Origin of the sequence: Massilia sp. CFBP9026 (assembly GCF_034045165.1) — a bacterium.
GTDB lineage: Bacteria > Pseudomonadota > Gammaproteobacteria > Burkholderiales > Burkholderiaceae_D > Telluria > Telluria arenae.
Genome location: NZ_JAXCWH010000001.1, coordinates 941011 through 966729, shown reverse-complemented (window position 1 = coordinate 966729; position 25719 = coordinate 941011). Strand labels below are relative to the sequence as shown.

Below are 25719 nucleotides of genomic sequence, written 5' to 3'. Positions count from 1 at the left end.
CGCCTATAACAAAAGAAAGAGGACATGTTCCAGTCACCGGATTCGAACCTGCGCGCCGCCGGGGTGGTGCTGCTCACGCTCGCGATCTTCGCGGTCGACGCCTTCACGGCGCTCGACATCGCCATCGCGGTGCTGTACGTGGTGGTAGTGCTGTGCGCCACCAGCGTCTGGTCGCGCCGCGGCGTACTGCTTACCGGCGTCGCCTGCGCGACGCTGACGGTGGGCGCCTTCGCCCTCACCCACCACGAGGTGGTGTCCAGCCCGATGGCGCGCTGCCTGGTCAGCGTCGCCGCGATCGCGATCACCACGGTGCTGGCCCTGGCCGGCATGGCGGCCACCGATGCACTGCGCCAGCGTTCGGAGTCGCTGCGCCTGTCCGAGGCCTTCCTCGCCAGCACCCAGCGCATCAGCCGCACCAGCAGCTTCCGCTTCCAGGCCCCGGGCGGCGCGATGCACTGGTCGGAAGAAGCCGCGCGCATCTACGGCGTCGGACTCGACGTCACGCCCACGCAGGCGCTGGTGCGCGAACGCACCCATCCCGACGACTTGCCGCTGCTGGAGGACGTCATCGCCCAGTCCGACCGCGGCGAGGCGACGATCGAGCTGCGCCACCGCCTGCGCATGCCGGACGGCGCGGTCAAGCACGTGCACATGATCGCGCGCCTGGCGGCGGACCGCGACGGCAAGTTCGAATACCTGGGCGCGCTGATGGACGTCAGCGCCGCCCACGAGGCGGCCGAGACCCTGCACCGTACCCAGGCCCAGCTGGCGCACGCGACCCGCGTCACCACCCTGGGCGAGCTGGCGGCCTCGATCGCGCACGAAGTCAACCAGCCGCTGGCGGCGGTGTCCACCAACGGCAACGCCTGCCTGCGCTGGCTGAACCGTCCCGAGCCCGACCTGCTGGAAGCGCGCCTGGCGCTCGACCGGATCCTGGCCGACACCTGCCGCGCCAGCGAAGTGATCAAGCGTATCCGCGCGCTGGCGCGCAAGGGCGAGGCCCAGCGCCTGCCGCTCGACGTCAATACCCTGCTGCGCGATACCGCGGCCCTGGTCCAGCGCGAACTGAGCAACCACCGCATCGTGCTCCTGCTGAACCTGGCGCCGGGCCTGCCGCCGGTCGAAGGGGACGCGGTCCAGCTGCAGCAGGTGGTGATCAACCTCCTGATGAACGCGATGCAGGCGATCGACGGCGCGGCGCCGGAGTGGCTGCGGCGCCAGCAACGCATCGTGTTGTCCACGCGGCTGGACGGCGGCCAGGTCGAGATCGAGGTGGCCGACAGCGGTCCGGGCCTGAGCGAACTCCAGGCCGGCCGCCTGTTCGAGGCCTTCTATACCACCAAGGCCGACGGCATGGGCATGGGCCTGGCGATCTGCCGCTCGATCGTCGAGGCGCACGGCGGCAGCATTCGCGCCGTGGCGCAGGCCGGACCGGGGGCGACCCTGGCGTTCACGCTGCCGTGCGCCGCAGCGAAGGTGGAGGATACGATGAACGCCGTGACGGGGGCGCCGGCATGAGTGCAGACCTGAATGCGGAAAAAAGCGCGCCGACGGTCTTCATCGTCGACGACGACGCCCCGCTGCGCGCCGCGCTCGCGAGCCTGCTCGGCTCCTGCGGCTTCCAGGCCGTGGCCTGCGCCTCGGGCGCCGAATTCCTGGCCAGCGCGCTGCCCGACGGACCCTGCTGCCTGCTGCTCGACGTGCGCCTGCAGGGCGCCAGCGGACTCGATTTCCAGGCCGAGCTGGGGCGGCGCCGGATCGACCTGCCGATCGTGTTCATGACCGGCCACGGCGACATCCCGATGACGGTGCGCGCGATGAAGGCCGGCGCGGTCGACTTCCTGGCCAAGCCGTTCCGCGAGCAGGACCTGCTCGACGCGGTGGCGACGGCGCTGGCGCGCGACGGCGAGCGGCGTGCCAGCGCACGCGCGGCCGACGAACTGGCGGCGCGCTATGCCGGCCTCACGCCGCGCGAACGCGAGATCATGGGACTGGCCGCGAGTGGCCTGATGAACAAGCAGATCGCCGGCCAGGTGGGCACCAGCGAAATCACGGTCAAGATCCACCGCGCGAACGCGATGCGCAAGATGCAGGCCAAGACCTTCGCCGACCTGGTGCGCATGGCCGAGGCGCTGGGCCTGGACGTAGCGCAAGCGCGACCCGGATCCTATACCCGGGTATGATGTCGCGCGGCCGGGAATGCCGTTATCCTGCTTGCGAGAACAGGACGCCTTTCGCCTCCTGAACCGGAGCGCCCAGTGTCACAGTTAACCATTTCCATCATCGACGACGACGACTCGGTGCGCCAGGCGCTCGGCAGCCTGGTGCGCTCGCTCGGCTTCGCCGCCGCGCTGTTCGGCTCGGCCGAGCAGTTCATCGAGGCCGGCGGCGTCAAGGCCAGCGCGGTCGTCGTCACCGACGTCCAGATGCCCGGCATGAACGGGGTCGACCTGCAGGATCGCCTGCGCCGCGAAGGGCACACCGTGCCCATGATCTTCATCACCGCCTTCCCCGAGGAGGCGCTGCGCAAGCGCGCCTTTGCCGCCGGCGCCTGCTGCTTCCTGGGCAAGCCCTTCGACGGCGACATCATGATCCGCTGTATCGAAGCGGCGCTGTCGCCCGACACCCCGATCTATTGAGGCGCGACTCATCCCCGACCATACTCAGGTGTGATGGCAGGCAAGGCAATAGCTGCATACGATGGCCGGCATGGAGGAACCGAACATGCCCGAGCAATCCCAACTGCGCCTGCCGCGCCGCCTGACCGAATGGATCCTGTTCGCCGCCGGACTCCTGTCGAGCGGGGCGATCCTGGTGTACATGATTCTTGCCGAGCGCGCCAGCGCGATCGACGGCGACGCCGCGCGCATGCGCGCCCAGGCGCTGGTGATCGACCAGGCGCTGCATCGCCAGCTGGCCGGCGTGCGTTCGGCGCTCGAGAGCGCGCGCCAGGCCCTGCAGCCCGGCAGCGCCTGCGACGCCGCCTGCCGCCACACGCTGCTGCAGTCGCTGCGGCGCTCGATGCCCGGGGTGCGCGCCCTGCTGTCGATCGGGCCCGACGGCCGCATCGCGCTGTCCGACGACGACATCGGCGACCACCGCCTGGACGACCGGCGCTACCTGGACGGCCTGCACCACCTGTGCAATGCGCGCACCATGACGGTGTCCGATCCGTTCGAGAATGCGCCCGGTGAATTCAATATCAAGGTGTCGATGTCGCGCGGCCTGGACAACGGCTGCGGCCGCGGCGCGGTCAGCGCGATCCTGAATCCCGACTACTTCGACGCCGTGATGCGCTCGGCCCTGTATGCGCCCGATATGTATATCGCGATCGCCGATGCCGGCGGCCGGCGCCTGCTCTACGTGCCGCCTGACCCGGCCATGATGCGGCGCGGCCTGCCGGACCGCATGGTCGGCCGCCACCGGGCCGGCGGCGAGCCGGTGTCGGTCACGCGCGACCGGCGCGACGACGGCGTCGAGCAACTGGTGGTCCAGCGCAGCATGACGCTGGACGGCCTGCAGATCGACCGCGAGCTGGTAATCGCGCTCGGACGCGACGCCTCCGAAGTGACGCGGGCCTGGCGCCGCCTGGCCCTGACCTGCGGCATCGGCTGGGCCGCGTTCTGGCTGACCTGCTGCGCCGGCTTGCTGATGGCGCAAGCCCGGCGCCGCTCCCTGCGCGCGCTCGAACGGGCCGCGGAACTGGACCGGATCGATGCCGCCGAGCGCGTCGAGCTGGCCCTGAACGGCGCCAGCCTGGCGCTGTGGGACTGGGACCTGGCGGGCGGCCGCCTGCAGGTCGACGCGCGCGGCTGCGCCATGCTTGGCTACACGATGCCGGAACAGGAGCAGGGTCGCATCGACTGGTCCGCGCTGGTACACCCGGAAGACGCCGACGCCTTCCTGGGCGAGCTCGAACGCCACCAGGCCGGGCTGACTCCGAGCTTCGAGGCCGAATTCCGCATGCGCCACCGCGCCGGCCACTGGATCTGGATCCAGTCGCGCGGCAAGGTCGTGGCGCGGGCCGCCGACGGCGCCGCACTGCGCATGGTCGGCACCCGCTCCGACATCAGCGCGCGCCGCCAGGCCGAGGCCGAGATCGCCCACCTGGCCTTCTACGACGGCCTGACCAAGCTGCCCAACCGGCGCCTGCTGATGGACCGCCTGAGCCACGCGCTGGCCAAGGCCGAACGCGCCGGCGAATTCGGCGCCGTGCTGTTCGTCGACCTGGACAACTTCAAGACCCTGAACGACACCCTGGGCCACGACATGGGCGACCGCCTGCTCGAGATGGTGGCGTTCCGCCTGCAGCTGGTCACGCGCGAAGCCGATACCGTGGCGCGCCTGGGCGGCGACGAATTCGTGGTGCTGCTCGAAGACCTCGGCAAATCGGCAGTCACCGCCTCGGCCACCGCCGAGATCGTGGCGCAAAAGGTCCTCGACACCCTGAGCATGCCCTACCAGCTCGACGGCCACGAGCTGCGCAGCACGCCGAGCATCGGCGTGGTGCTGTTCGGCGACGTCCACCATACGATCGGCGACCTGCTGCGCCAGGCCGATATGGCGATGTACGAGGCCAAGGCGGCCGGCCGCGCCACCTTCCGCTTCTTCGATCCCGGCATGCAGGCGGCGGTCGATGCCGCCACCCGGCTGGAAGCCGACCTGCGCCAGGCGCTGGCGGCGCGCCAGTTCGCGCTCCACTACCAGCCGGTGGTCGACGCCGACGGCAGCCTGGTCGGGGTCGAGGCCCTGATCCGCTGGCACCATCCGCAGCATGGCCTGGTCTCGCCGGCCGCCTTCATCGGCCAGGCCGAAAAGGCGGGCCTGATCGTCGCCATCGGCGACTGGGTGCTCGAAGAAGCCTGCGCCCAGCTCGCGGCCTGGGCCGCTCACCCCGCGGCGGCCCGCCTGTCGGTCGCGGTCAACGTCAGCGCCGGCCAGTTCCACGGCAGCGGCTTCGTCGACCGGGTGCGCGCCATCCTCGAGCGTAGCGGCGCCGATCCGCGCCTGCTCAAGTTCGAGCTCACCGAAAGCATGCTGTTGCACGACGCCGAGGACATGGCCGGGCGGATCGGCGCCCTGCGCGCCTGCGGCATCGGCTTCGCGCTGGACGACTTCGGCACCGGATATTCCTCGCTCAACTACCTGCGCCGCCTGCCGCTCGACCAGCTCAAGATCGACCAGTCCTTCGTGCGCGACATGCTGGCCAATCCCAGCGCCGCCGGCATCGTGCAAGCCATCGTGCACCTGGCCGACAGCCTGGGGCTTGACTTGGTGGCGGAAGGCGTCGAAAGCGCCGAACAATGGCGCCACCTGCGCGACCTCGGTTGCGAGCGCTTCCAGGGCTTCCTGTTCGCGGCGCCCATGCGGGCCGCCGAACTGATGCATCGCTACCACCTCGGGGCCGCCGTCCGCGCGGCCTGATCCCCGTCCTCGCCTTGTTCCCGGCCGTTTGGCCGGGGCGTTTCGTCTCATTCTTGCTACCTGGTCACAAATAGGAATAGGAATGATTCGTATTTGTGTTTAGAATGTTGCCGGTTAGACCTCTTTACATAAATTTACAGCTGTAATTACAGTCCTTAAAACAACAACGGAACCGAGATGCCCACACCTACTTTCCACGCGCCGCTGCTGCGCCGCACCCTGCTCAGCCTCGCCGTCGGCGCCCTGCCCTTCGCCGCCCACGCCAACGTCGGCGGCACTGCCGCACCGGCCGACATGGCGACCGTCGTCATCTCGGCCTCGGGCTTCGAGCAGACCATCCGCGAAGCGCCGGCCTCGATCACCGTGCTGACCCGCGAACAGCTCGAGAAGGAACGCTTCGGCAACCTGGCCCAGGCGCTGGAAAGCGTGGAAGGCATCGACGTTGCCGCCGCCGGCGACAAGACCGGCGGCATGAATATCAGCGTGCGCGGCATGCCGAGCGACTACACCCTGATCCTGATCGACGGCCGGCGTCAGAACGCGGCCGGCAACGTGACGCCGAACGGCTTCGGCGGCACCTCGACCAGCTTCATGCCGCCGGTCAGCGCCATCGAGCGCATCGAGGTCATCCGCGGCCCGATGTCGACCCTGTACGGTTCGGACGCGATGGGCGGCGTGATCAACATCATCACGCGCAAGGTCGGCAAGCAATGGGGCGGCACGGTGTCGGCCGACTACACCCTGCAAGAGGAATCGCGCTTTGGCGACGTCAAGGGCGCCAAGTTCTACCTGAACGGTCCGCTCGCCACCGACGTGCTGGGCCTGGCGCTGCGCGGCAGCGTCCTGCGCCGCAATGAAGCCACCATCAGCTATGACAACCAGAACGGCGAAGTGAACCTGAACATGGGTTCCAATCCGGTCAAGGCCAAGGTCGACAACGTCGGCGCGCGCCTGGCCTTCACGCCCAACCGCTACCACGAGTTCACCCTGGACGCGGACCGCACCCGCCAGACCTACGACAATTCGCGCGGCCAGGTCGGCACCCAGAGCGTGCAAGGCGGCTACGGTCCGGAACAGAAATACAACCGCGACCAGGCCACCCTGGCCTACAAGGCGCGCCTGCCGTTCGGCACCTGGGACAGCAGCTATATGGTCAACAAGACCGAGACCATCGGGCGCACCATCCCGCCCGGCACGCCGGGCATGGTGGCAGGCAGCGCGCGCGTGCTGGAAGTGGAAAGCAAGGTGTTCGATACCAAGCTGCTGGTCCCATGGGGCAACCACCTGACCACCATCGGCGCCCAGCACTGGGATGCCGAGATGGTCGACGGCGTCGCGCCCGAAGTCTTCGCCTTCACCCAGAAAGCGCTGTTCCTGGAAGACGAATGGCGCTTCCACGAGCGCCTGGCCCTGACCCTCGGCGCGCGCTACGACGACCACAGCATCTTCGGCGGCCAGACCAGCCCGCGCGCCTACCTGGTGTGGACGACGTCGCCGCGCTGGACCTTCAAGGGCGGCATCAGCAAGGGCTATAAAACCCCGCGCGTCGAGCAGCTCTCGCCCGGCATCAACGGCTTCGGCGGCCAGGGCACGATCCCTCTGGTCGGCAGCCCGAACCTGAAACCCGAAACCAGCGTGACGACTGAGCTGGGCGCCTACTTCGACAACGGCGCCGGCTGGACCGCCAACGCGACCGTGTTCAACAATGAGTTCGAGGACAAGATCACCAGCGGCACCGGCCTCTTGAACTGCTCCTACCGCCTGGCGCCGAACCGCCCTGGTTGCGTCAGCTTCGGCAACTGGCCGAACGTCGATGCCTTCGGCCAGTCGATCAACGTCGACGAGGCGGTGACCCGCGGCCTGGAACTGGCGACGCGCTTCCCGATCGCCGCCGGCTGGGCCGCGAGCGCGAACTACACCTATACCGAGAGCGAACAGAAAAGCGGCGCCAGCGCCGGCAAGCCGCTGTCCGACACGCCCGAGCACTCGCTCAATGCGCGCCTGACCTGGGACATCTCGCCGCAGTGGAACACGTGGCTGCGCGCTGAATACCGCAGCGAGCGCTATCGCGACCCAGGTACCTCGGCCGCCACCCGCGCCGCCAAGGCGACGCTGGGCGACTACAAGGCCTACGGCATGCTGCACCTGGGCACCGCCTACCAGCTCAGCCCAACCATCTCGATCAATGCCGCCGTCTACAACCTGCTCAACAAGGACTTCGTCGATTACCGTCCTTACCAGTCGTCGCCGACGGCGGCGCCGACCTATAGCAGCGTGTACGTCAACAATATGGATGGCCGTCGCTTGTGGGTGTCGATGAACGTCGACTTCTGACCAATCCGGTCAACGCTTCTTCTTGCCCGGCTTCGGGCAGGGGAAGCGCCGGCGCAGCTCGGCCAGCACCAGCGGCGCCGCGTTTTCTTTGAGTTCGGCCGGCTTGCGCGTCGCCTTCAGGCGGCGCACGACGGCCAGGTTCAGTTCTTGCGGCAGCACTGGCCTCGCCAGACACCATTCGCGGCCATGGCCGGCATCCTTGATGCCGTTCAGGTAGGCGTCCACCTTTTCGCGGTTGATGTAGTCGAGCTGGGTCTTCGGCTCCTTGAGCCGATGCTCGACCACTTCCTGGCCGGTCATCGCATTGAACGGATACACATAGGGAATCGCGGCCAGCGCGCCGGCTGGCATGCAGGCCACGAGCGCTATCCAGGCGCCGGCTTTCATGGTGTCTCCTGTGGAGCAGTCAGCGCCCCATGGTGCGGTGGCGTCCCCTGCCGCCGCTTGCGGACCCTCAATCGTGCGCCAGCCGCAGGTCCGGGTCGGCGTCGAACACCCCCGCCAGCCAGTCGGCAAAGGCGCGCAGGCGCGGATTGGCGATGCCGCCTTGCGGATACAGCAGCGACACCGGCATCGGCGTTGGGCACACCCCCGGCAACACCTCCACCAGCCGGCCCGCCTGGCCACGCAGCTGGTAGCGCGCCAGCTGGGTCAATCCCAGGCCCTGCAGCGCGAGAATCAGGTTGGCGTCGGCGTCGTTGACCGAGACACTGCCTTTCACGGCGACCTTGCGCACCCCGTCCGCCCCCTGCAATTCCCAGTCGAAGGCGCGCCCGGTGCGGCCCGAGAAGTGGACAATGCCGTCGTGGCCTGCCAGCTCGTCGAGCGAGGACGGCACGCCGCGCCGGGCCAGGTAGTCGGGCGCGGCCGCGATCGTGAATTGCATCAGGCCGATGCGGCGCGCCACCAGGCTGGAATCCGGCAGCTCGCCCACCCGCAGCGCGCAATCGATGCCCTCGCCGGTCAGGTCGACCAGGCGGTCGCCGATGCCGATGGAGAGCTCAATGCCGGGCCAGGCGCGGCGGAATTCGGCGATACGGGGCAGCACGATGGCGCGGCCCAGGGCGCCCGGCAGGTCGATGCGCAGCCGTCCCTGCATGCGGCGCCCGTCGACGCCCAGGAAATCGGCTTCCGCCGTCTCGATCGCGGCCAGGATGGCGGCGCATTGTTCATAGTAGCGCTCACCGTCCCGCGTGAGCGACAGGCGGCGCGTGGTGCGCTGCAAGAGCTGGGCGCCCAGGTGGCGCTCGAGGTTCTGCATGGTCGCCGTTAGCGAGGCGCGCGGCAGGTTGAGCGATTCGGCGGCCTTCGTGAAGCTATTGGCCTCGACGATCCGCACGAAGGTCTGCATCGCCTTGACCTTGTCCATGATTGTTCACATTAAATGAATTGTATGTGGGCATTATGCCCTAATTATCCTTGCCTCATGCCTGCCTAGAATGGAACTGTTCAAATAGCCCATCGAGGAGCACGCCATGACAACAAGCACCCAGACACATATATCGAGCGGCATGACGATGCTGCTGGCCGCCGCCGCCGGCATCATCGTCGCCAACCTGTATTACGCCCAGCCGCTGGTCGGCCCGATCGGCGCCGCCCTCGGCATGCCCCCGGGCGCCGCCGGCCTGGTGGTCACCCTCACCCAGATCGGCTACTGTCTCGGCCTGCTGTTCATCGTCCCCCTGGGCGACCTGGTCGAGAACCGGCGCCTGATCGTGAGCGGCCTGGTCGCCACCGGCGCCGCCCTGGCGCTGGCCGCGAATGCCGGCGCGGCCTGGCAGTTCCTGCTGGCCGCCCTGGCCATCGGCCTGGGCGCCGTGGTGGCCCAGGTGCTGGTGCCGTTCGCGGCCCACCTGGCGCCGGAAGCGACGCGCGGCCAGACCGTGGGCAAGGTAGTCAGCGGCCTGCTGCTCGGGATCATGGTGGCGCGGCCGGTGGCCAGCGTACTGGCCGGCTTCGGTGGCTGGCAAGCCGTGTTCGGGATCGCCGCGGCGCTGGTGCTGCTGCTGGCCGTGGTGCTGCACTTCAAGCTGCCGCAGCGCCGACCGGCCGCCACCCAGCGCTACGGCGCCCTGATCGCGTCGCTGTGGCCGGTGCTGGCCAATACGGTCGTGCTGCGCCGCCGTGCGCTGTACCACGCCGGCCTGTTCGGCGCCTTCAGCCTGTTCTGGACGGTGGTGCCGCAAGCCCTGGCCGGCCCGGACTTCGGCCTGAGCCAGAACGGCATCGCGCTGTTCGCCCTGGTGGGCATGGCCGGTGCGGTGGCCTCGCCGATCGCCGGCCGCCTGGCTGACAACGGACACACGCTGGGCGCCACCGCGATCGCGCTGGCGGTCGGCGCGCTGAGCTTCACGCTGCCGCTGTTTGCGCCGGATTCGAAGCCGCTGGCGCTCGGCCTGCTGGCCCTGGCCGCCATCGCGCTCGACGCCGCCGTCGCCGCCAACCTGGTGCTGGGCCAGCGCGCGCTGTTCGCCCTCGGCGCCGAGATCCGCAGCCGCCTGAATGGCTTGTACTTCGCCCTGTTCTTCGCCGGCGGCGCGCTCGGCTCGGCCCTCGGCGGCTGGATCTACGCCGAATATGGCTGGCATGCGGCGTTGGTGACCGGCATGCTGCTGCCTGCCCTGGCGCTGCCGGCCTGGTTGTGGGAAGCGGCCGAGCACACGGCCAACCGCCAGCAAGCCTGAAGCGCAGCCTGCGTGGCCGCCCCGGATATGCTTTAATCAGGCATCACAATGACTCCCGGGGCCAGCATGCAAGCCAATGAAACCACCCCGCCGGCCGCGCCGGCGGAACTCGACGAAGCCACCCTCGAATGGGTGCGCAAGGTCTTCCAGCACGCCCGCGCCGGCGATGCCGAACCGCTCGGCGCGCTGCTGGCCCAGGGCTTGCCGCCCAATCTGCGCAACGAGCGCGGCGACAGCCTCCTGATGCTGGCCTGCTACCACGGCCATCACGATGCCGCGCGCGTGCTGCTGGAGCACGGCGCCGATCCGCAATTGATGAACGATGCATCCCAGACGCCGCTGCACGGCGCCGCCTTCAAGGGTGACTTGACGGTGACAAAGCTGCTGCTGGACCACGGCGCCATCGCCGACCATGCGGGACCGGCGGGCAAGACCGCGCTGATGTTCGCCGCCATGTTCAACCGGGTCGAGATCGCCCGCCTGCTGATCGAACGCGGCGCCGACCCGTCACGGCGCGATGCCGACGGCGTCAGCGCCCACGATCTGGCGCAGCGCATGGGCGCGGCCGACACCGCGGCCTTGCTGGCGCCGCAGGCCTGAATCGAAGCTCCGGAATCAGCGCGCCCGGCGCCGGCGTGCGAACCCGATGGCCGCCAGGCCCAGGCCGGCCAGCAGCACGCTCGACGGTTCCGGCACCTCGCCCACGATCGGCGCGTTGGACAGGTAGCCGGTCGAGCCCGAGCAGGGGTCGTACTGGTAGCCGCAGCCGAACGGCTCGTCGCTATGCGCGTCCAGGACCGTGAACAGGCTGCCGAGGCTCTCGATTTCGAAGTGCGAATTGCCGTCGTTGGCGTAGATGTATCCGTTCAGCAGGCCGCCGGGCAGGAAGGTCACGTTCAGCCGGATCTGATCGAAATAGTGCTCGGGCAGCTTGAGGTGGCCATAGTCGATGGAATTCGCGCGGCCATCTTCCGCCCACGGATCCTCATACCAGTAGCGCAGCGACAGCAGGCTGTCCTGTTTGTCGAGGCACGGCTCGCCCAGGTCACACATATTGACGAAGTCGAGCTCCAGGCTGCCCTGCGCGACCGCTTCGTCCGAAAAGACGAGTTCGATGTTCAGGCCCGGCGGCGAGGTCGCCGAAGTGCTGGCCTCGTGCCATGAATAGGTGACGGCGGCCTGCGCCGGCTGGGCCAGCAGTGCGGCCGCGAACAGTAATGGGGTGATACGTACCATCGGCTTACTCCTTGTGGGTATTCACCCTGGATGAGCAAAAAGCGGGCCCATCACGTTCACAGCGACAACTCCTTGATTTTACGAAATATTTTCGAGAGGCTGTAAAGACGCTGGCCCAGAGTGTTAAATTTTCCGACAGCTCTCTTATTGGAACTAGTGCTTAAGGACATCTCCAAGGGTCTGTTTTTGATGTATATTGAATGCATCTTCAGCAGGAGGTCCGCATGCGCGCGAACGCCGCCACCGATCCGCTTCCCGGCCGTTATCCAACACCCATCTCGGCCGACGCGCCGCTGTGGCGGCTGGGCTTTCGCCCCTTCTACCTGCTGGCCGCCGCCTTTGCCGCGACGGCGGTGCCGGCCTGGTTGCTGGCCTATCTGGGCCTGCTGCCCCACGGGCCGGTGAACCTGCTGTGGCATGTACACGAGATGGTATTAGGGTTCGCGGTCGCGGTGGTCGCCGGCTTCCTGTTGACAGCGGTGCAGAGCTGGACCGGCCTGCCGACGCCGCGCGGCCGCAGCCTGCAGGCCCTGGTGCTGCTGTGGATCGCCGGGCGCTGCGCCGCCCTTGGCGCGCCGCCGCTGCTGTATGCCGTGGTCGACGTGGCCTTCCTGTTCGCGGTGGCGGGCGTGATCCTGCGCCTGCTGCTGCGCGCCAACAACCGCCGCAACCTGCCGATCTGCCTCGTGATCGCCCTGCTGGGGGTGTGCAACCTGGTCTTCCACCTGGCGATGCACGGCGTGCTGGCGGTCTCGCCGCTGACGCCCGTGCATGGCGCGATCCTGCTGCTGGTGCTGCTGGTGGCGGTCATCGGCGGCCGCGTCGGCCCCATGTTCACCCGTAACGGGGCGCCAGGCAGCCGCGCGCGCAACCTGCCGCGGCTCGACCTGACCTGCATCGTCTCGATCGCCGTGCTTGCCCTGTGCTGGCTGGCCGGGGCGCCCGGCTGGGCGCTGCTGGCGGCGGGCGTCGTGGCGGCGGTGCTCAATGGCGGGCGCTTCATCCTGTGGGATCCGCTGTCGACGCTGCGTACGCCGCTCCTGTGGTCGTTCCACCTGTCGTATGCGATGCTGGTGGCCGGCCTGCTGGCCCTGGGCCTGGCCGGCGTCGGCGTGGTCTCGGGCAGCGCCGCCCTGCACCTGCTGGCGGCGGGCGCCATGACCGGCATGATCGGCGCCATGATCACCCGTACCGCGCGCGGCCATACCGGCCGCACCCTGCAGGCGGAGCGCCCCGAGGTGGCGATGTTTGCGCTGCTGCCGCTGGCGGTCGGCGCGCGGCTGGCTGCCAACCTGTTCGACGGCCCGGCGCGCGGCCACACGCTGGCCCTGTCGGCCGCACTGTGGTCGCTGGCCTTCATCATCTACCTGCTGCGCTATGGGCCCTGGCTGGCCAGTCCACGCCTCGACGGCAAACCAGGATGATGGCGATGAGCGCACGAGACGACTTACCCCTGCCCCTGGATCGCCCGGCCCTTGCCGTGCTGGTCGACGTCTTCTATGACCAGGTCAGGCGCGATCCGCTGCTCGGCCCCGTGTTCGCCGGCGTGATCGCGGACGGCGAGTGGGAGCACCACAAGGAGCGCATGGTGGCATTCTGGAGCACCGCGATGTTGAAGGCGCGCGAATTTCGCGGCAACGTCTTCGGCAAGCACCAGGCCATGCCCCAACTCACGCCGGCGCACTTCGCGCGCTGGCTGGCCCTGTTCGAGGTGACGGCCGGCACGCTATTCGCGCCCGCCGACACCGAGGCCCTGGTCGACGCGGCGCGCGGCATGGCGCGCGGCCTGCAGATCGGGCTGTTCGGCCGGGCCGCCTGAAGCGGAACTGCCCGTCAGCCAGCGGGCGTATATTTGCGCACCGCCACCGGACGATCGACCAGCGCCGGCAGGTCGGCCACCAGGGCTGCCATGTGCGCGCTGGCGTCGTGCAGCGCCACCGCCTCGGCATCGCGCCAGTATTCCACCATGATGAACTCGCGCGGGTCGTCGTTCGAGCGCTGCAAATCGTACAGGATGCAGCCGGCTTCCTTGCGGGTCTCGCTCGTCATCTCCTGCATGCGGGCCGCGAGCGCGGCTTCCTGGCCTGCCTTGGCGTACAGGGTGGCGATGATGGTCACTTGTGGGTGCATGATATTCCTTCGTAATGGAGGCGCCACGGTCCGAAAATTGCCTGGCGCCGCCCAGCAGTATAGGACGTCCCGCGGCCGCCTGCCGGGCGCCCACGATTTCCACTCCGGCATCCGCATCCCCTATAATCGTAGCCGCCCCCGCCCTGCCCGGGGGCGAGCTACCACCACTACCTAGGATTCCGATGAAAGCCCTGCCTCTTGCCGTATTGCTCCTTGCCTCCGGTTCCGCGCTCGCCAATGACGCTGCCATCCTGAAATGCCGCGCCGTGAGCGACGTCGCGGCACGCGTGGCCTGCTATGACGCGATTCCCGTCGGAGCGGCCAGGCCGGCGGCGGCCGGCGCGCCGGTGGCGGCGGCCGCCACCGCCGAGGAACACTTCGGCATGGAAGCGGTCAAGCAGCGCGAGGCGCAGCCCAAATCGGTGCAGAGCACCATTGTCGGCAGCTTCGATGGCTGGGGTCCGGGTTCGCAGATCCGCCTGGCCAACGGTCAGGTGTGGCGCGTGATCGACGGCAGCGACGCGGTCCTGGCGCCGCGTAACGACGTCAAGGTCAGCATCGAACGCAATCTGCTGGGCACCATCTTCATGCGCGTGGACGGCACCAACGCCTCGGCCAAGGTGCGCCGCGTCCAGTGATTCAGTTTAGCGGGCGCGCCATATAGACCGCGCCCGCCGGATACGTGAGCAGTCCCGCATCGCCGGTCGCCCGAGCCGCGAAGCCGAAGCCGTTCCAGAAGCGCGTGCTGTCCTGCACCGAGACCAGCGCGGCATGAGACAAACCCAGGCCGCGGCCGAGATCTAGCAGACCTTCCACCAGCGCGCGCGCAAGGCCCTGCCCGAGCGCGCGCGGCTCGACCGCCAGGTCATGCAGGTACAGGGTATCGGCATCCGGCGCGACCTCGAACGTCGCCCCCAGCTCGGTCACCCGCCCCAGGCGCGAGGGATAGGCGAACAGGTAGCCGCATACGCCGTCGGCGTCGCTCACGGCCAGGCAGCTGGCGGCGGCAGCATCCAGTCGCGCCTTCACCACCGCGGCCGGTTCCTGCATCGGCGGCGGATAGCAGGCCGCCTGCACGCGCAGCACGGCATCGAGATCGGCGGGCAGCATCGGACGAATGGTCATCGGCATGGCGGTTCGGGAAAAGCGCGCATCGTAGCACGCATGACGCACACGCTTGACGGCGCCTGCCTCATCCCTCATTCTATATATTCTGACAACATCGCAACATCGTAACATCGCCTTTGCCAGCGCCGCCGACCGGGCAGCGCCGGATACCAGAGCTGCCGCCGGCCCACCTGGCCGGTGTCGCGTGAAGGACGGGCACATTGCATCCAGCCCCTAACCGACAGGAATCACTCATGAGCAGCATCGCCCCGGCGTCCACCGGCCGCATCGAATACATCCTCAACGCCAGCTGCCCGGCCGGCACCGGCATCGTCGCCGCCGTGGCGACCTTCCTCGCCGAGCGCGACTGCTATATCTGCGCGCTGGAGCAGTTCGACGACGATTCGACCGCGCGCTTCTTCATGCGCGCCGTGTTTCGCCAGCAAGAACATTCGCCGCCAATCGAGCGCATCCGCAGCGAGTTCGCCGAGCTCGTGGCCGGCAACCTCGACATGCAGTGGAAGATGTTCGACCCGCTCGATCCGGTGCGCACCGTGATCATGGTCTCGAAGACCGACCATTGCCTGGACGATCTGCTGTACCGCCGCCGCAATGGCGAACTGAATATGCAGATCACGGCGGTGGTGTCGAACCACCTCGACCTGCGCCCGATGGTCGAGCGCGAAGGCATCCGCTTCGTGTTCCTGCCGGTCGACAAGGACAACAAGACGCAGCAAGAGGCGCGCCTGTTCGAGATTTTCGAGGAGACCGGTTCCGAGCTGGTGATCCTGGCGCGCTATATGCAGATCCTGTCGGACGAGCTGGCGCGGCGCCTTGCCGGCAAGTGCATCAATATCCACCACTCCTTCCTGCCCGGCTTCAAGGGCGCCAAGCCCTACCAGCAAGCCTTCGACCGCGGCGTCAAGCTGATCGGCGCAACCGCCCACTACGCCACGCCGGACCTCGACGAAGGCCCGATCATCGAGCAGGTGCTGACGCGGGTCGACCACAACTACCGGGTCGACCAGCTGACCCGTGTCGGGCGCGACAACGAATGCCTGGCGCTGGCGACGGCGGTCAAGTTCCACATCGAGCGCCGCGTCTTTGTCGACGGCAATAAAACGGTGGTATTCCGCGGTCCCTGAGCAAAATTACAACTAAGCTCAGGAATGGGTGCGTCACCTAACCGTGACGCCCCCGCTGCACGGGTAAGGTCATGGCTTCTCATAGAGGGGAAATGACCATGGAACTTCACCAGCAGTATCCGGTCCGCCTGCGTATCAACGGGCAAGACCGCGAATTCAACGTCGAGTCCTGGGTGACCTTGCTTGACCTGTTGCGCGAACGCGCAGGCATGACCGGCACCAAGAAGGGCTGCGACCAGGGACAATGCGGCGCATGCACGGTGCTGGTGGACGGCAAGCGCATCAATTCCTGCCTGACCCTGGCGGTCATGCAGGACGGCAAGGAAATCACCACGGTCGAAGGCCTGGCGAATGGCGAAGACCTGCACCCGCTCCAGCAAGCCTTCATCGAGTGCGACGCCTTCCAGTGCGGCTACTGTACCCCCGGACAGCTGTGTTCGGCGGTGGGCCTGATGAACGAGGGCCAGGCCCAGTCGCGCGACGATGTGCGCGAACTCATGAGCGGCAATATCTGCCGCTGCGGCGCCTATCCGCAGATCGCGGACGCCGTGATCCAGGTGATGGACCTGCGCAAGAACCAGAGTGGCGACAAGCCGGCCTTCACGACCGGGGCGGTGCTCGCATGAATCCATTCATCTTCACCCAATCGAAAGACCTCGATGGCGTGCTGGCGGCCTTGAGCGCCGGCGAAGCGCGCCCGATCGCAGGCGGCACCAACCTGCTCGACCTGATGAAGGAAGGCGTGATGCGCCCTTCGCAGCTGGTCGACATCAACGGGCTCAAGATCGAGGGGCTCGACCTGGATAAAGTCGAGATCGGCGACGACGGTGGCCTGCTGCTGGGCGCCCTCGCCCGCAACGCCGATACGGCCTACGACCCGCTGGTGCGCGAGCGCTATCCGCTGCTGTCGAGCGCGATCCTGGCCGGCGCCTCGCCCCAGTTGCGCAATATGGCGAGCAATGGCGGCAACCTGATGCAGCGCACCCGCTGCGTCTATTTCTATGACGTCGGCACCGCCTGCAACAAGCGCGAGCCCGGCACCGGCTGCCCGGCCAAGGACGGCGTCAACCGCCAGCACGCGATCCTGGGCACGAGCGAGAGCTGCATCGCGACCCACCCGTCCGATATGTGCGTGGCCCTGCGCGCGCTCGACGCGACCGTGCACGTCCAGTCCAGCAGCGGCAAGCGCCAGATCCCCTTCGCCGACTTCCACCGCCTGCCCGAAGACCGCCCCGAGATCGACAACACCCTGCAGCCGGGCGAGCTGATCACCCACATCACCGTGCCGCAGGCCGAGCGCTTCATGGCCCACAGCGCCTACATCAAGGTGCGCGACCGTCTGTCCTATGCGTTCGCGCTCGTGTCGGTGGCGGCCGCGCTCGACCTCGATGCCGGCGGCACGATCAAGGCCGCGCGCATCGCGCTCGGCGGCGTGGCCCATAAACCGTGGCGGGTCGAAGCGGCCGAAGCCCAACTGGTGGGCAAGGCAGCCGGCGAACAAGCCTTCGCCGCCGCAGCCGACGCCATCCTGCAAGGCGCGCGCGGCTACGGCCACAACGATTTCAAGCTGACCCTGGCGAAGAACGCCATCGTTCAGGCCCTGACCAGCGCCGCCCGCGGCACCGATATTGCAAGCGGAAGCGACCGCGCCCCAGAGGGAGACAACGCATGACCGACCTGATTCCAGAACTGCGTGCCCCGAGCGCGCCGGCCGGCACCGGCCGCGTCAAGAGCGGCATGGCCGTCTCGCGCGTCGACGGCCGCGCCAAGGTTACCGGCCAGGCCCAGTACGCGGCCGAAGTGTTCGCCCCCGACCTGTGCTACGGCGTGGTCGTCAGCGGCACCGTGGCCAAGGGCCGCATCACCCGCATCGACACCGTCGACGCCCTCACCGCGCATGGCGTGATTTCCGTGATGACCCACGAGAACCGCCCCAAGATGCGCTCCTTCGACATCGCCTGGAAGGACATGACGGCGCCCGCCGGCTCGCCTTTCCGCCCCCTGTTCTCGGACCAGATCTTCTACAGCGGCCAGCCGGTCGCGCTGGTGATCGCCGACACCTTCGAAGCGGCGCGCCACGCGGCCCAGCTGGTGCGGGTGCACTACGACGTCGAGGAGCACGAGACCAATCACCTTGAACGCCTCGACGAAGCCTACGAGCCCAAGAAGATGAAGGCCGGCTTCACGCCGCCCAGCTCCACCGGCGACGGCGAAAAGGCGTTCGCGAATGCCCCGGTCAAGATCGACTCGCAGTACTACAACGGCGTCGAGCACCACAATCCGATGGAGATGTTCGCCTCCACCGTGATCTACGGCGAGGATGGCCACCTCACCATCTACGACAAGACGCAAAGCTCGCAGAACAGCCGCTGGTACGTCTCGCACGGCTTCGGCATCTCGAAGGACAAGGTCACGGTGCGCAATCCCTACGTCGGCGGCGCCTTCGGTTCCGGCCTGCGTCCGCAGTACCAGCTGCCGCTGGCCGTGATGGGCGCGCTGCAGCTGAAGCGCTCGGTGCGCGTCGTGCTCACCCGCCAGCAGATGTTCAGCTTCGGCCACCGCCCCGAGACCTGGCACCGCGTCCGCCTCGGCGCCGACCAGGACGGCACGCTCAAGGCGATCTGGCACGAGGCGATCCAGGAGACCTCGCGCCTCGAGGACTACGTGGAAGTGATCGTCAACTGGTCCGGCCAGCTGTATGCCTGCCCCGACGTCAAGCTGGGCTACCACGTGGTGGCGCATGACCGCTTCACCCCGCTGGACATGCGCGCGCCGGGCGCCGCCCACGGCGTTCACGCGCTCGAAGTGGCGATGGACGAGCTGGCGTACGAACTCAAGATGGACCCGCTGGCCCTGCGCCTGAAGAACTACACCGACGTCGCCCCGATCGAGGACAAGCCGTTCTCGACCAAGGAGCTGCGCGAATGCTACCGCCAGGGCGCCGAGCGCTTCGGCTGGGACCAGCGCCCGCTCGAACCGCGCACGATGCGCGACGGCGAAGAGCTGGTGGGCTGGGGTATGGCGACCGGGATCTGGGATGCGCTGGTCATGGTGGCGCGCGTGAGCGCCGTGATGCACGCCGACGGCCGCCTGGTGGTCAGCAGCGCGGCGACCGACATCGGCACCGGGACCTATACCGCGATGTCGATCGTGGCCGCCGAACAACTGGGCCTGCCGATGGAAAAGGTGACCTTCCAGCTGGGCGACTCAACCTTGCCGATGGCGCCGATCGAGGGCGGCTCCTCGCATATGGCGACCGTGGGTTCGGGCGTGCATGGCGCCTGCGAGAAGCTCAAGAAGACGCTGCTCAAGATGGCCACCGGGATCAAGGATTCGCCCATCGACGGCGCCCGCATGCGCGACGTCGAATTCGGCGACGGCGCCATCTTCCTCAAGAAGGATCCGGCGCGGCGCGTCGAAATCGCCAGCGTGCTGCGTGAGGAGGGCAAGGACAGCGTCGAGGAGAAATTCTTCATGACGCCGCAGATGCTCAAGCAGCGCAAGTACGCGCGCGCGGTGCACTCGGCCGTGTTCTGCGAAGTGCGCGTCAACGAGAAGCTGGGCATGGTGCGCGTGACCCGCGTGGTGAGTGCGATCGCGGCCGGGCGCATCATCAGCGCCAAGACCGCGGCCAGCCAGATCAGCGGCGGCGTGGTGTGGGGCATCAGCCAGGCCCTGCATGAAGAAACCCATACCGATGAAAAGTACGGGCGCTTCATGAACCACAACTTCGCCGAATACCACGTGGCGGTGAACGCCGACATCCACGACATCGACGTGATCTTCGTGGAAGAAGACGACCGCATCGTGAGCAAGCAGCTCGGCGCCAAGGGCGTGGGCGAGATCGGGATCGTGGGCGTGGCGGCGGCTGTATCGAACGCCATCTTCCACGCGACCGGCAAACGCCTGCGCACCACGCCGATGACCCCGGCCAAGCTGCTGATGGGCGACCGGGAACTTCCGGTGCCAGCGCCGGTGTAAGCCGGTTCTGCCGGCACTGATCAGACGCCGACGGCCTTCACCGTCGGCGTTGTCGTTTCGACTTTTTCATCTTGTGGTGTGCTGCTTTTGCCGACCCTCGTCACACCCATGCGACATACGTATTTCCACGTAGTTGCATATCAATATGTTTACTGGTACAACCCTAGCTGCGTAAGACAACGCTAGAGCGCAGCGATGCACCACAAAGGTGCGGGCCGCCGACCCCATACCAAAAACGAGATTGACGAGGACGACAAACATGAAGCTCAAGATGCTGTGCGCTGTCGCGTGCCTGGCTGCCTTCGGCAGCGGCCTGGCCCAGGCCCAGAACTACCCCACCAAGACCATCACCATGATCGTGCCGTTCGCGGCCGGCGGCCCGACCGACACGGTCGCGCGCCTGGTCGCGCAATCGATGGGCACCACCCTCAAGCAGCAGATCATCATCGAGAACGTCGGCGGCGCCGGCGGCACCATCGGTGCGGCGCGCGCGGCCAAGGCCGCGCCCGACGGCTACACCCTGTTCCTGCACCACATCGGCCAGTCGACCGCCCCTGCCCTGTACCGCAAGCTGCCGTACAACGCGATCGACAGCTTCGAGCCGATCGGCCTGATCACCGACGTGCCGATGACCGTGGTCGCCCGCGGCAACTTCCCGGCCAAGGACATGAAAGAGCTGATCACCTACGTGAAGGCCAACAAGGACAAGGTCACCTACGCCCACGCCGGCCTGGGTTCGGCCTCGCACCTGTGCGGCATGCTGCTGCAGACCGCGATGGGCGTCGAGCTGACCACCGTGCCCTACAAAGGCACCGGCCCGGCGATGAACGATCTGCTGGGCGGCCAGGTGGACTTCATGTGCGACCAGACCACCAATACCACCAGCCAGATCAAGAGCGGCAAGATCAAGGCCTATGGCGTGACGACCAAGACCGTCGTGCCGTCGCTGCCGAACCTGCCGACCCTGGCCTCGGGCGCGCTGCCGGGCTTCGAAGTGGGCGTCTGGCACGGCCTGTACGCGCCGAAGGGCACGCCGAAGCCGGTCGTGGACGCGCTGGCCAACGCCCTGCGCGCCTCGCTGCGCGATCCGAACGTGGTCAAGCGCTTCAACGACCTGGGCACCGAACCGGTGCCGACCAACCAGGCGACGCCGGAAGCGCTGCGCACCCACCTCAAGCAGCAGATCGACCTGTGGGGTCCGATCATCAAGAAGGCCGGCGCTTTCGCCGACTGAGCATGAGCATCTGATATTACGCACCGTACCGGTTCCACCGGGACGGTGCGTTTTGCTGTACCTGTCGTACCCGTCGTACCTGCCGCACCGTAGCTGAAACACATTTCGAACCACTGCATCTGTAACACCGCATTTGCACCACAAAAAAAGGGGACCACCACGTGCCAGCATTCATACGCCACCCAAAGGATTTTTGGAGTGGCATCGTCTTTCTCTTATTCGGCCTCTCCGCCATAGTCATCGGCCAGGACTATGAAATGGGCACGGCCGGCCGCATGGGTCCGGCCTACTTCCCGTCCGTGCTCGGCGGCCTGCTGTCGCTGGTCGGCGCTGCGTCGCTGATCCGCTCGTTCTTCCGCGAGGGCGAACCGATCGGCCGCCTGTACTGGCGCGAGCTGGCCCTGGTGCTGGTCGCCGTGCTGCTGTTCGGCTTCCTGGTGCGCGACGCCGGCCTGATTCCCGCAACCCTGGTGCTGATCATGATCAGCTCCTACGCCGGCCAGAAATTCAACCTGGCCAAGGCGATCGCACTCGCGATCGGCGCGGCGCTGTTTGCGGTGGGCCTGTTCGTCAAGCTGCTTGGCTTGCCGATGCCCATGTTCGGTCCCTGGTTCGGTGGAGCATAATTAAAAATGGAACTCTTCAGCAATCTCGCACTCGGCCTGGAAACGGCCTTTACCCTCCAGAACCTGTTCTACTGCCTGGTGGGCGTGTTCGTCGGCACCGCCGTCGGCGTGCTGCCGGGCTTGGGCCCTGTCGCCACCATCGCCATGCTGCTGCCGGCCACCTTCGGCCTGCCGCCGGAATCGGCCCTCATCATGTTGGCCGGTATCTACTACGGCGCGCAGTATGGCGGCTCCACCACAGCGATCCTGGTCAACCTGCCGGGTGAATCGTCTTCGGTCGTGACAGCCCTTGACGGCTACCAGATGGCGCGCAACGGCCAGGCCGGCAAGGCCCTGGCGACCGCCGCCATCGGCTCGTTCTTTGCCGGCACCATCGCCACCGTGCTGCTGGCCGTCGCGGCGCCGCCGCTGGCCGATATGGCGCTCGAATTCGGCCCGGCCGAGTACTTCTCGCTGATGGTGCTTGGCCTGGTGGCTTCGGTGGTCCTGGCCAGCGGTTCGCTGCTCAAGGCGATCGGCATGGTGCTACTGGGCCTGTTGCTGGGCGTAGTCGGCACCGACGTCAACTCGGGTTCGGCGCGCTACACCTTCGACTTGCCCGAACTGGCCGATGGCATCAACTTCGTGATCGTGGCGATGGGCATGTTCGGTATCGGCGAGATCATCCGCAACCTGGAGCACGACGAAAGCCGCAACCTGGTGATGAAGAAGGTCCAGGGCCTGATGCTCAACAAGGACGATTTCAAGCGTATCTTCTGGCCAGTCATCCGCGGCACCGGCCTCGGCTCGGTCCTGGGCATCCTGCCGGGCGGCGGCGCCATGCTGGCCTCGTTCGCCTCGTACTCGCTCGAAAAGAAAGTCTCCAAGAACGCGGCGCAGTTCGGCAAGGGCGCAATCGAAGGCGTTGCGGCGCCTGAAGCGGCGAACAATGCGGGCGCCCAGACCTCGTTCATCCCGATGCTGACCCTGGGCATTCCGTCGAACCCGGTGATGGCGCTGATGATCGGCGCGATGATCATCCAGGGCATCCAGCCAGGTCCGGCCGTGATGACCGAGCAGCCTGGCCTGTTCTGGGGCCTGATCGTCTCGATGTGGATCGGTAACCTGTTCCTGGTGGTGCTGAACCTGCCGATGATCGGCATCTGGGTGCGCATGATCATGGTGCCTTACCAGCTGCTGTATCCAGCTATCCTGCTGTTCTGCGCAATCGGTGTGTTCAGCCTCAACAACAGCACCTTCGACGTCTACCTGATGGCGATCTTCGGCCTCCTGGGCTACCTGTGCGCCAAGCTGGAACTGGAGCCTGCGCCGATGCTGCTCGGCTTCATCATCGGACCGATGATGGAAGAGTACCTGCGCCGCGCCCTGCTGCTGTCGCGCGCCGATCCGATGGTGTTCATCGAGCGTCCGATCTCGGGCGTGATGCTGGGCCTGGCCGCGGCGGCGATGATCGTCGTGCTGCTGCCGTCGCTGCGCAAGAAGCGCGAAGAGGCGTTCCAGGAAGACTGATTGTAACTGTAATTAACTCCTTCTGACGCCGTCAGTACCACTCTAGTGAGTAGTATTGACGGCTTTTTTATTTTTTAAATATCGCTTGTGGTCATTCAACTCTACTCCTGTGGGGGGATAGCAACATAAGGTGGATGGACCCTCTGTAGATGTCTGCACTTACCTATGAAATAATAATTAATCAACTACTAGACTAGATTAATAAATGCTTCCTCCACATGAAAAACCTCTAATCGCCCCAGAAGAAATACTCAAAGTGGCTGACGAAATTGACAGGCTTCGAAAGTGCTGCGCACCGTATAGTTGGGGACATGTTGAATTCCACATTGCGTCGTTGGACAGGAGACTCGTTGCTGCTCTCGGTGTGGATGGACGAGACGCGCTGATGGGATCTAGAGAAATTTCACAAAAGCCACTGACAAAAAATAAGCATAAGAAACTTGCAGATATTAGAATATCTCTCATTAAACTTTTCCGGGATCGCAATAGCTCTATTGCCCACGACTATTCGTTGAACTACCTAATCCCGTTTCGCTACCGCCAGCGAATTTTAAAAAAGGGTAATGAGCCGAATGTGTTGCCGTCGATTTCATATCTCGCATTGCTTTCTACACATAGTGCTAAGATCGTTGCCCGAATCGCATTAATCGCTACTTGGATTCTTATATACTTCGGATTTAAAGAACAGATTTCTAGCGAACTTCCCGCAATTGCTTCCTATCTCGATATTATTTTCTGGTCAGTCACAGTATTACTCTACATTACTTTAGCAAAACGAATATGGCACGCCATGCGCCATTCTCTTAGAAATATCGTCTTGATAAATAAAAAGAGCAGTAGCCAGATTGCGTTTGAAATCACGAATTACCTTGCCTTCGCAACCGTCGCATGTTTTACCGCAATAATAGCTCTTGTGCTTTTTGACCTAAGCGCTCATGACGCTGCTGCCGAGTTGGCTGATAGACAAGCCTTGGCATTGAAGGCTTTAAATCAAGCAGATGACCGTCATTGGCGAATTCAATTAGAACTACCTAACATTCCCGAAGTGGAATCGAGTTTCTTAGCTGATTTCGGTGGCTATGCTGGAACATTCGGGGATTTCTTGGGCGGCATTCTAAATCCAATCCTTACATTTGGAACGTTGCTGGCGCTTGCGATCACAGTGTTAATACAGCGAATTCAGTTAATAGACGAGAAAAAGCGCGCAGATGAATCGGCGCTCGTATCTAATCTGCAGACATTCGAAACAACTTTCTTTAACCTATTAAATCTGCACAGTGCGACGACTCTTGACTTAAAGTTCGCTCCGGACGAGATACTGCTTCCAAGCGAGGAGCAGCAACGCGAACAAAAAAAAATCAACGCTATTCAAGTAGAGAATCGGCAGGGAGCTGAGGTGAAGGGCCGGCCAATATTCCTTCATATAATGACAACGATACGTCAAAAATTCGACAAGGTAAATCGTTACAGTCCGGTCGATAAACACATAACTCAACCATCTCAAATATATGAAATCATTCAGAATAAGCACAACCATGTACTCGGGCACTATTTCAGGAACTTGTATCAAATTTTATCTTTTGTTGACCAGTATGCAGTGCACCTTACCAATGGCGACGACACAGAGGAATATCAAGCCAGAAAGAGATACACCAATATCCTTCGAGCCCAACTGTCTGCGCATGAGTTAAATATACTATTCTTTAATTGCATGGATTCCATTGTCGATGATGGGACGTTCCGCGCCCTACTGATAGAATATGAGTTTCTTGAGCACATGCCGATTGAGTACGTGTATAGCGAACACGAGTTGCGAATAAGTGGCTCGAATATTTCGATAAACTCAAAAATTGATCAGTATACTTCGCTTCCGGGCCTCTCAATATCTTCGACTGGCGCCTTCGGAAGAAATCCGCAATTTGATGAGTATCTAACAATCGGCAAGTTGTATATTTAATATCTGGTGAGAATGCAAATTCACTCACTCCGTTTATTGCCATGTAATTGGCGAAGTACCTATAAATGGTGCAATACACACGTTTATCTATAGTTTTTCTCCGCCGGATAAATATCATGGCCGTCAACGAGCTAGGCTTATTCATTTATTGAAGGGCTCATCCAATTTCATCTACCCAATGCGTGTTCCGCATAATGGCCGCGCCCTGATTGGAACATCGCGCCCATTGGAAGGCTGAAGCTGATATGTCAATAGCAAGACAAAAATCAATGCTCAAAATTGTAGATCAGCTTCTATGTGACTTGTTGGGCTCGGAGGTTATATTAGCTTGCAATATTGCGCGCTGGGCAGT

The 25719-nt window shown here is 65.2% G+C and carries 23 protein-coding genes; 18 read left to right on the top strand and 5 right to left on the bottom strand.

Features of this window, described 5'->3' with window-relative positions; genetic code table 11:
- The first annotated feature begins 24 nt into the window (after positions 1-24).
- The 5 genes from SOM28_RS03920 (at position 25) to SOM28_RS03900 (ending at position 7758) form a co-directional block, all read left to right on the top strand.
- Positions 25-1518: an ATP-binding protein gene (locus SOM28_RS03920; protein WP_320467274.1), complete on the top strand. Its 1494-nt coding sequence runs from the start codon at positions 25-27 to the stop codon at positions 1516-1518.
- Positions 1515-2183, top strand: coding sequence for a response regulator transcription factor (locus SOM28_RS03915; protein WP_320467273.1), 669 nt, complete (start codon positions 1515-1517; stop codon positions 2181-2183). Before SOM28_RS03920 ends, SOM28_RS03915 begins: the two co-directional genes overlap by 4 nt.
- A 75-nt stretch (positions 2184-2258) precedes the next feature.
- Positions 2259-2639, top strand: coding sequence for a response regulator transcription factor (locus SOM28_RS03910; protein WP_123070480.1), 381 nt, complete (start codon positions 2259-2261; stop codon positions 2637-2639).
- A gap of 85 nt (positions 2640-2724) precedes the next feature.
- Entirely contained in the window at positions 2725-5424 is a 2700-nt protein-coding gene (locus tag SOM28_RS03905) for a putative bifunctional diguanylate cyclase/phosphodiesterase (RefSeq protein WP_320467272.1), read from the top strand.
- Positions 5425-5601: 177 nt separating this feature from the next.
- A complete protein-coding gene (locus SOM28_RS03900; protein WP_320467271.1) occupies positions 5602-7758 on the top strand; it encodes a TonB-dependent receptor domain-containing protein in 2157 nt (718 codons plus the stop codon).
- Between the two features lie 9 nt (positions 7759-7767).
- Here the strand turns inward: SOM28_RS03900 and SOM28_RS03895 are convergent, their stop codons facing one another.
- Together SOM28_RS03895 and SOM28_RS03890 are read right to left on the bottom strand one after the other, a co-directional pair.
- A complete protein-coding gene (locus tag SOM28_RS03895; RefSeq protein WP_123070483.1) occupies positions 7768-8145 on the bottom strand; it encodes a Rap1a/Tai family immunity protein in 378 nt (125 codons plus the stop codon).
- Between the two features lie 67 nt (positions 8146-8212).
- Positions 8213-9127, bottom strand: coding sequence for a LysR family transcriptional regulator (locus tag SOM28_RS03890; RefSeq protein ID WP_320467270.1), 915 nt, complete (start codon positions 9125-9127; stop codon positions 8213-8215).
- A gap of 106 nt (positions 9128-9233) precedes the next feature.
- On the opposite strand from SOM28_RS03890, the gene SOM28_RS03885 reads away from it, so the two are divergent.
- Both SOM28_RS03885 and SOM28_RS03880 read left to right on the top strand, forming a co-directional pair.
- Positions 9234-10442: an MFS transporter gene (locus SOM28_RS03885; RefSeq protein ID WP_123070485.1), complete on the top strand. Its 1209-nt coding sequence runs from the start codon at positions 9234-9236 to the stop codon at positions 10440-10442.
- A gap of 66 nt (positions 10443-10508) precedes the next feature.
- Positions 10509-11042 (top strand): ankyrin repeat domain-containing protein, encoded by a 534-nt coding sequence (locus SOM28_RS03880; protein ID WP_320467269.1) that lies wholly within the window; start codon positions 10509-10511, stop codon positions 11040-11042.
- 15 nt (positions 11043-11057) lie between these two features.
- Here the strand turns inward: SOM28_RS03880 and SOM28_RS03875 are convergent, their stop codons facing one another.
- Positions 11058-11678, bottom strand: a complete 621-nt coding sequence (locus SOM28_RS03875) for a PEP-CTERM sorting domain-containing protein (RefSeq protein ID WP_123070487.1) — start codon at positions 11676-11678, stop codon at positions 11058-11060.
- Positions 11679-11902: 224 nt separating this feature from the next.
- On the opposite strand from SOM28_RS03875, the gene SOM28_RS03870 reads away from it, so the two are divergent.
- Together SOM28_RS03870 and SOM28_RS03865 are read left to right on the top strand one after the other, a co-directional pair.
- Positions 11903-13102 carry an NnrS family protein gene (locus SOM28_RS03870; RefSeq protein ID WP_320467268.1) on the top strand — a complete coding sequence of 400 codons (1200 nt, stop codon included), beginning with the start codon at positions 11903-11905 and terminating at the stop codon, positions 13100-13102.
- Positions 13103-13107: 5 nt separating this feature from the next.
- On the top strand, positions 13108-13497 hold the full coding sequence (locus tag SOM28_RS03865; protein WP_320467267.1) for a group III truncated hemoglobin: 390 nt from the start codon (positions 13108-13110) through the stop codon (positions 13495-13497).
- Between the two features lie 14 nt (positions 13498-13511).
- On the opposite strand, the gene SOM28_RS03860 is transcribed toward SOM28_RS03865, so the two are convergent.
- A complete protein-coding gene (locus SOM28_RS03860) occupies positions 13512-13808 on the bottom strand; it encodes a putative quinol monooxygenase (RefSeq protein ID WP_320467266.1) in 297 nt (98 codons plus the stop codon).
- Between the two features lie 182 nt (positions 13809-13990).
- On the opposite strand from SOM28_RS03860, the gene SOM28_RS03855 reads away from it, so the two are divergent.
- A complete protein-coding gene (locus tag SOM28_RS03855) occupies positions 13991-14446 on the top strand; it encodes a hypothetical protein (RefSeq protein WP_320467265.1) in 456 nt (151 codons plus the stop codon).
- Position 14447: 1 nt separating this feature from the next.
- Here SOM28_RS03855 and SOM28_RS03850 read toward each other — a convergent pair whose 3' ends face one another.
- Positions 14448-15011, bottom strand: coding sequence for a GNAT family N-acetyltransferase (locus tag SOM28_RS03850; protein WP_320467264.1), 564 nt, complete (start codon positions 15009-15011; stop codon positions 14448-14450).
- 158 nt (positions 15012-15169) lie between these two features.
- Here SOM28_RS03850 and purU point away from each other — a divergent pair, with 158 nt between their 5' ends.
- The 8 genes from purU to SOM28_RS03810 all read left to right on the top strand — a co-directional run bounded on the left by purU (position 15170) and on the right by SOM28_RS03810 (position 25367).
- Positions 15170-16060, top strand: a complete 891-nt coding sequence (purU, locus tag SOM28_RS03845) for a formyltetrahydrofolate deformylase (protein ID WP_123071106.1) — start codon at positions 15170-15172, stop codon at positions 16058-16060.
- A gap of 98 nt (positions 16061-16158) precedes the next feature.
- Positions 16159-16686: a (2Fe-2S)-binding protein gene (locus SOM28_RS03840; RefSeq protein ID WP_320467263.1), complete on the top strand. Its 528-nt coding sequence runs from the start codon at positions 16159-16161 to the stop codon at positions 16684-16686.
- A complete protein-coding gene (locus tag SOM28_RS03835; RefSeq protein ID WP_320467262.1) occupies positions 16683-17732 on the top strand; it encodes an FAD binding domain-containing protein in 1050 nt (349 codons plus the stop codon). Before SOM28_RS03840 ends, SOM28_RS03835 begins: the two co-directional genes overlap by 4 nt.
- Complete coding sequence (locus tag SOM28_RS03830) at positions 17729-20041, top strand: xanthine dehydrogenase family protein molybdopterin-binding subunit (RefSeq protein ID WP_320467261.1); 2313 nt, start codon at positions 17729-17731, stop codon at positions 20039-20041. The genes SOM28_RS03835 and SOM28_RS03830 overlap by 4 nt, the downstream gene beginning before the upstream one ends.
- Before the next feature lie 259 nt (positions 20042-20300).
- Positions 20301-21275 carry a tripartite tricarboxylate transporter substrate binding protein BugD gene (locus SOM28_RS03825; protein WP_123071109.1) on the top strand — a complete coding sequence of 325 codons (975 nt, stop codon included), beginning with the start codon at positions 20301-20303 and terminating at the stop codon, positions 21273-21275.
- Positions 21276-21436: 161 nt separating this feature from the next.
- Entirely contained in the window at positions 21437-21901 is a 465-nt protein-coding gene (locus SOM28_RS03820) for a tripartite tricarboxylate transporter TctB family protein (RefSeq protein WP_123071110.1), read from the top strand.
- Between the two features lie 6 nt (positions 21902-21907).
- Positions 21908-23410 carry a tripartite tricarboxylate transporter permease gene (locus SOM28_RS03815; RefSeq protein WP_123071111.1) on the top strand — a complete coding sequence of 501 codons (1503 nt, stop codon included), beginning with the start codon at positions 21908-21910 and terminating at the stop codon, positions 23408-23410.
- Between the two features lie 205 nt (positions 23411-23615).
- On the top strand, positions 23616-25367 hold the full coding sequence (locus tag SOM28_RS03810) for a putative phage abortive infection protein (protein WP_320467260.1): 1752 nt from the start codon (positions 23616-23618) through the stop codon (positions 25365-25367).
- Positions 25368-25719 lie beyond the last annotated feature (352 nt).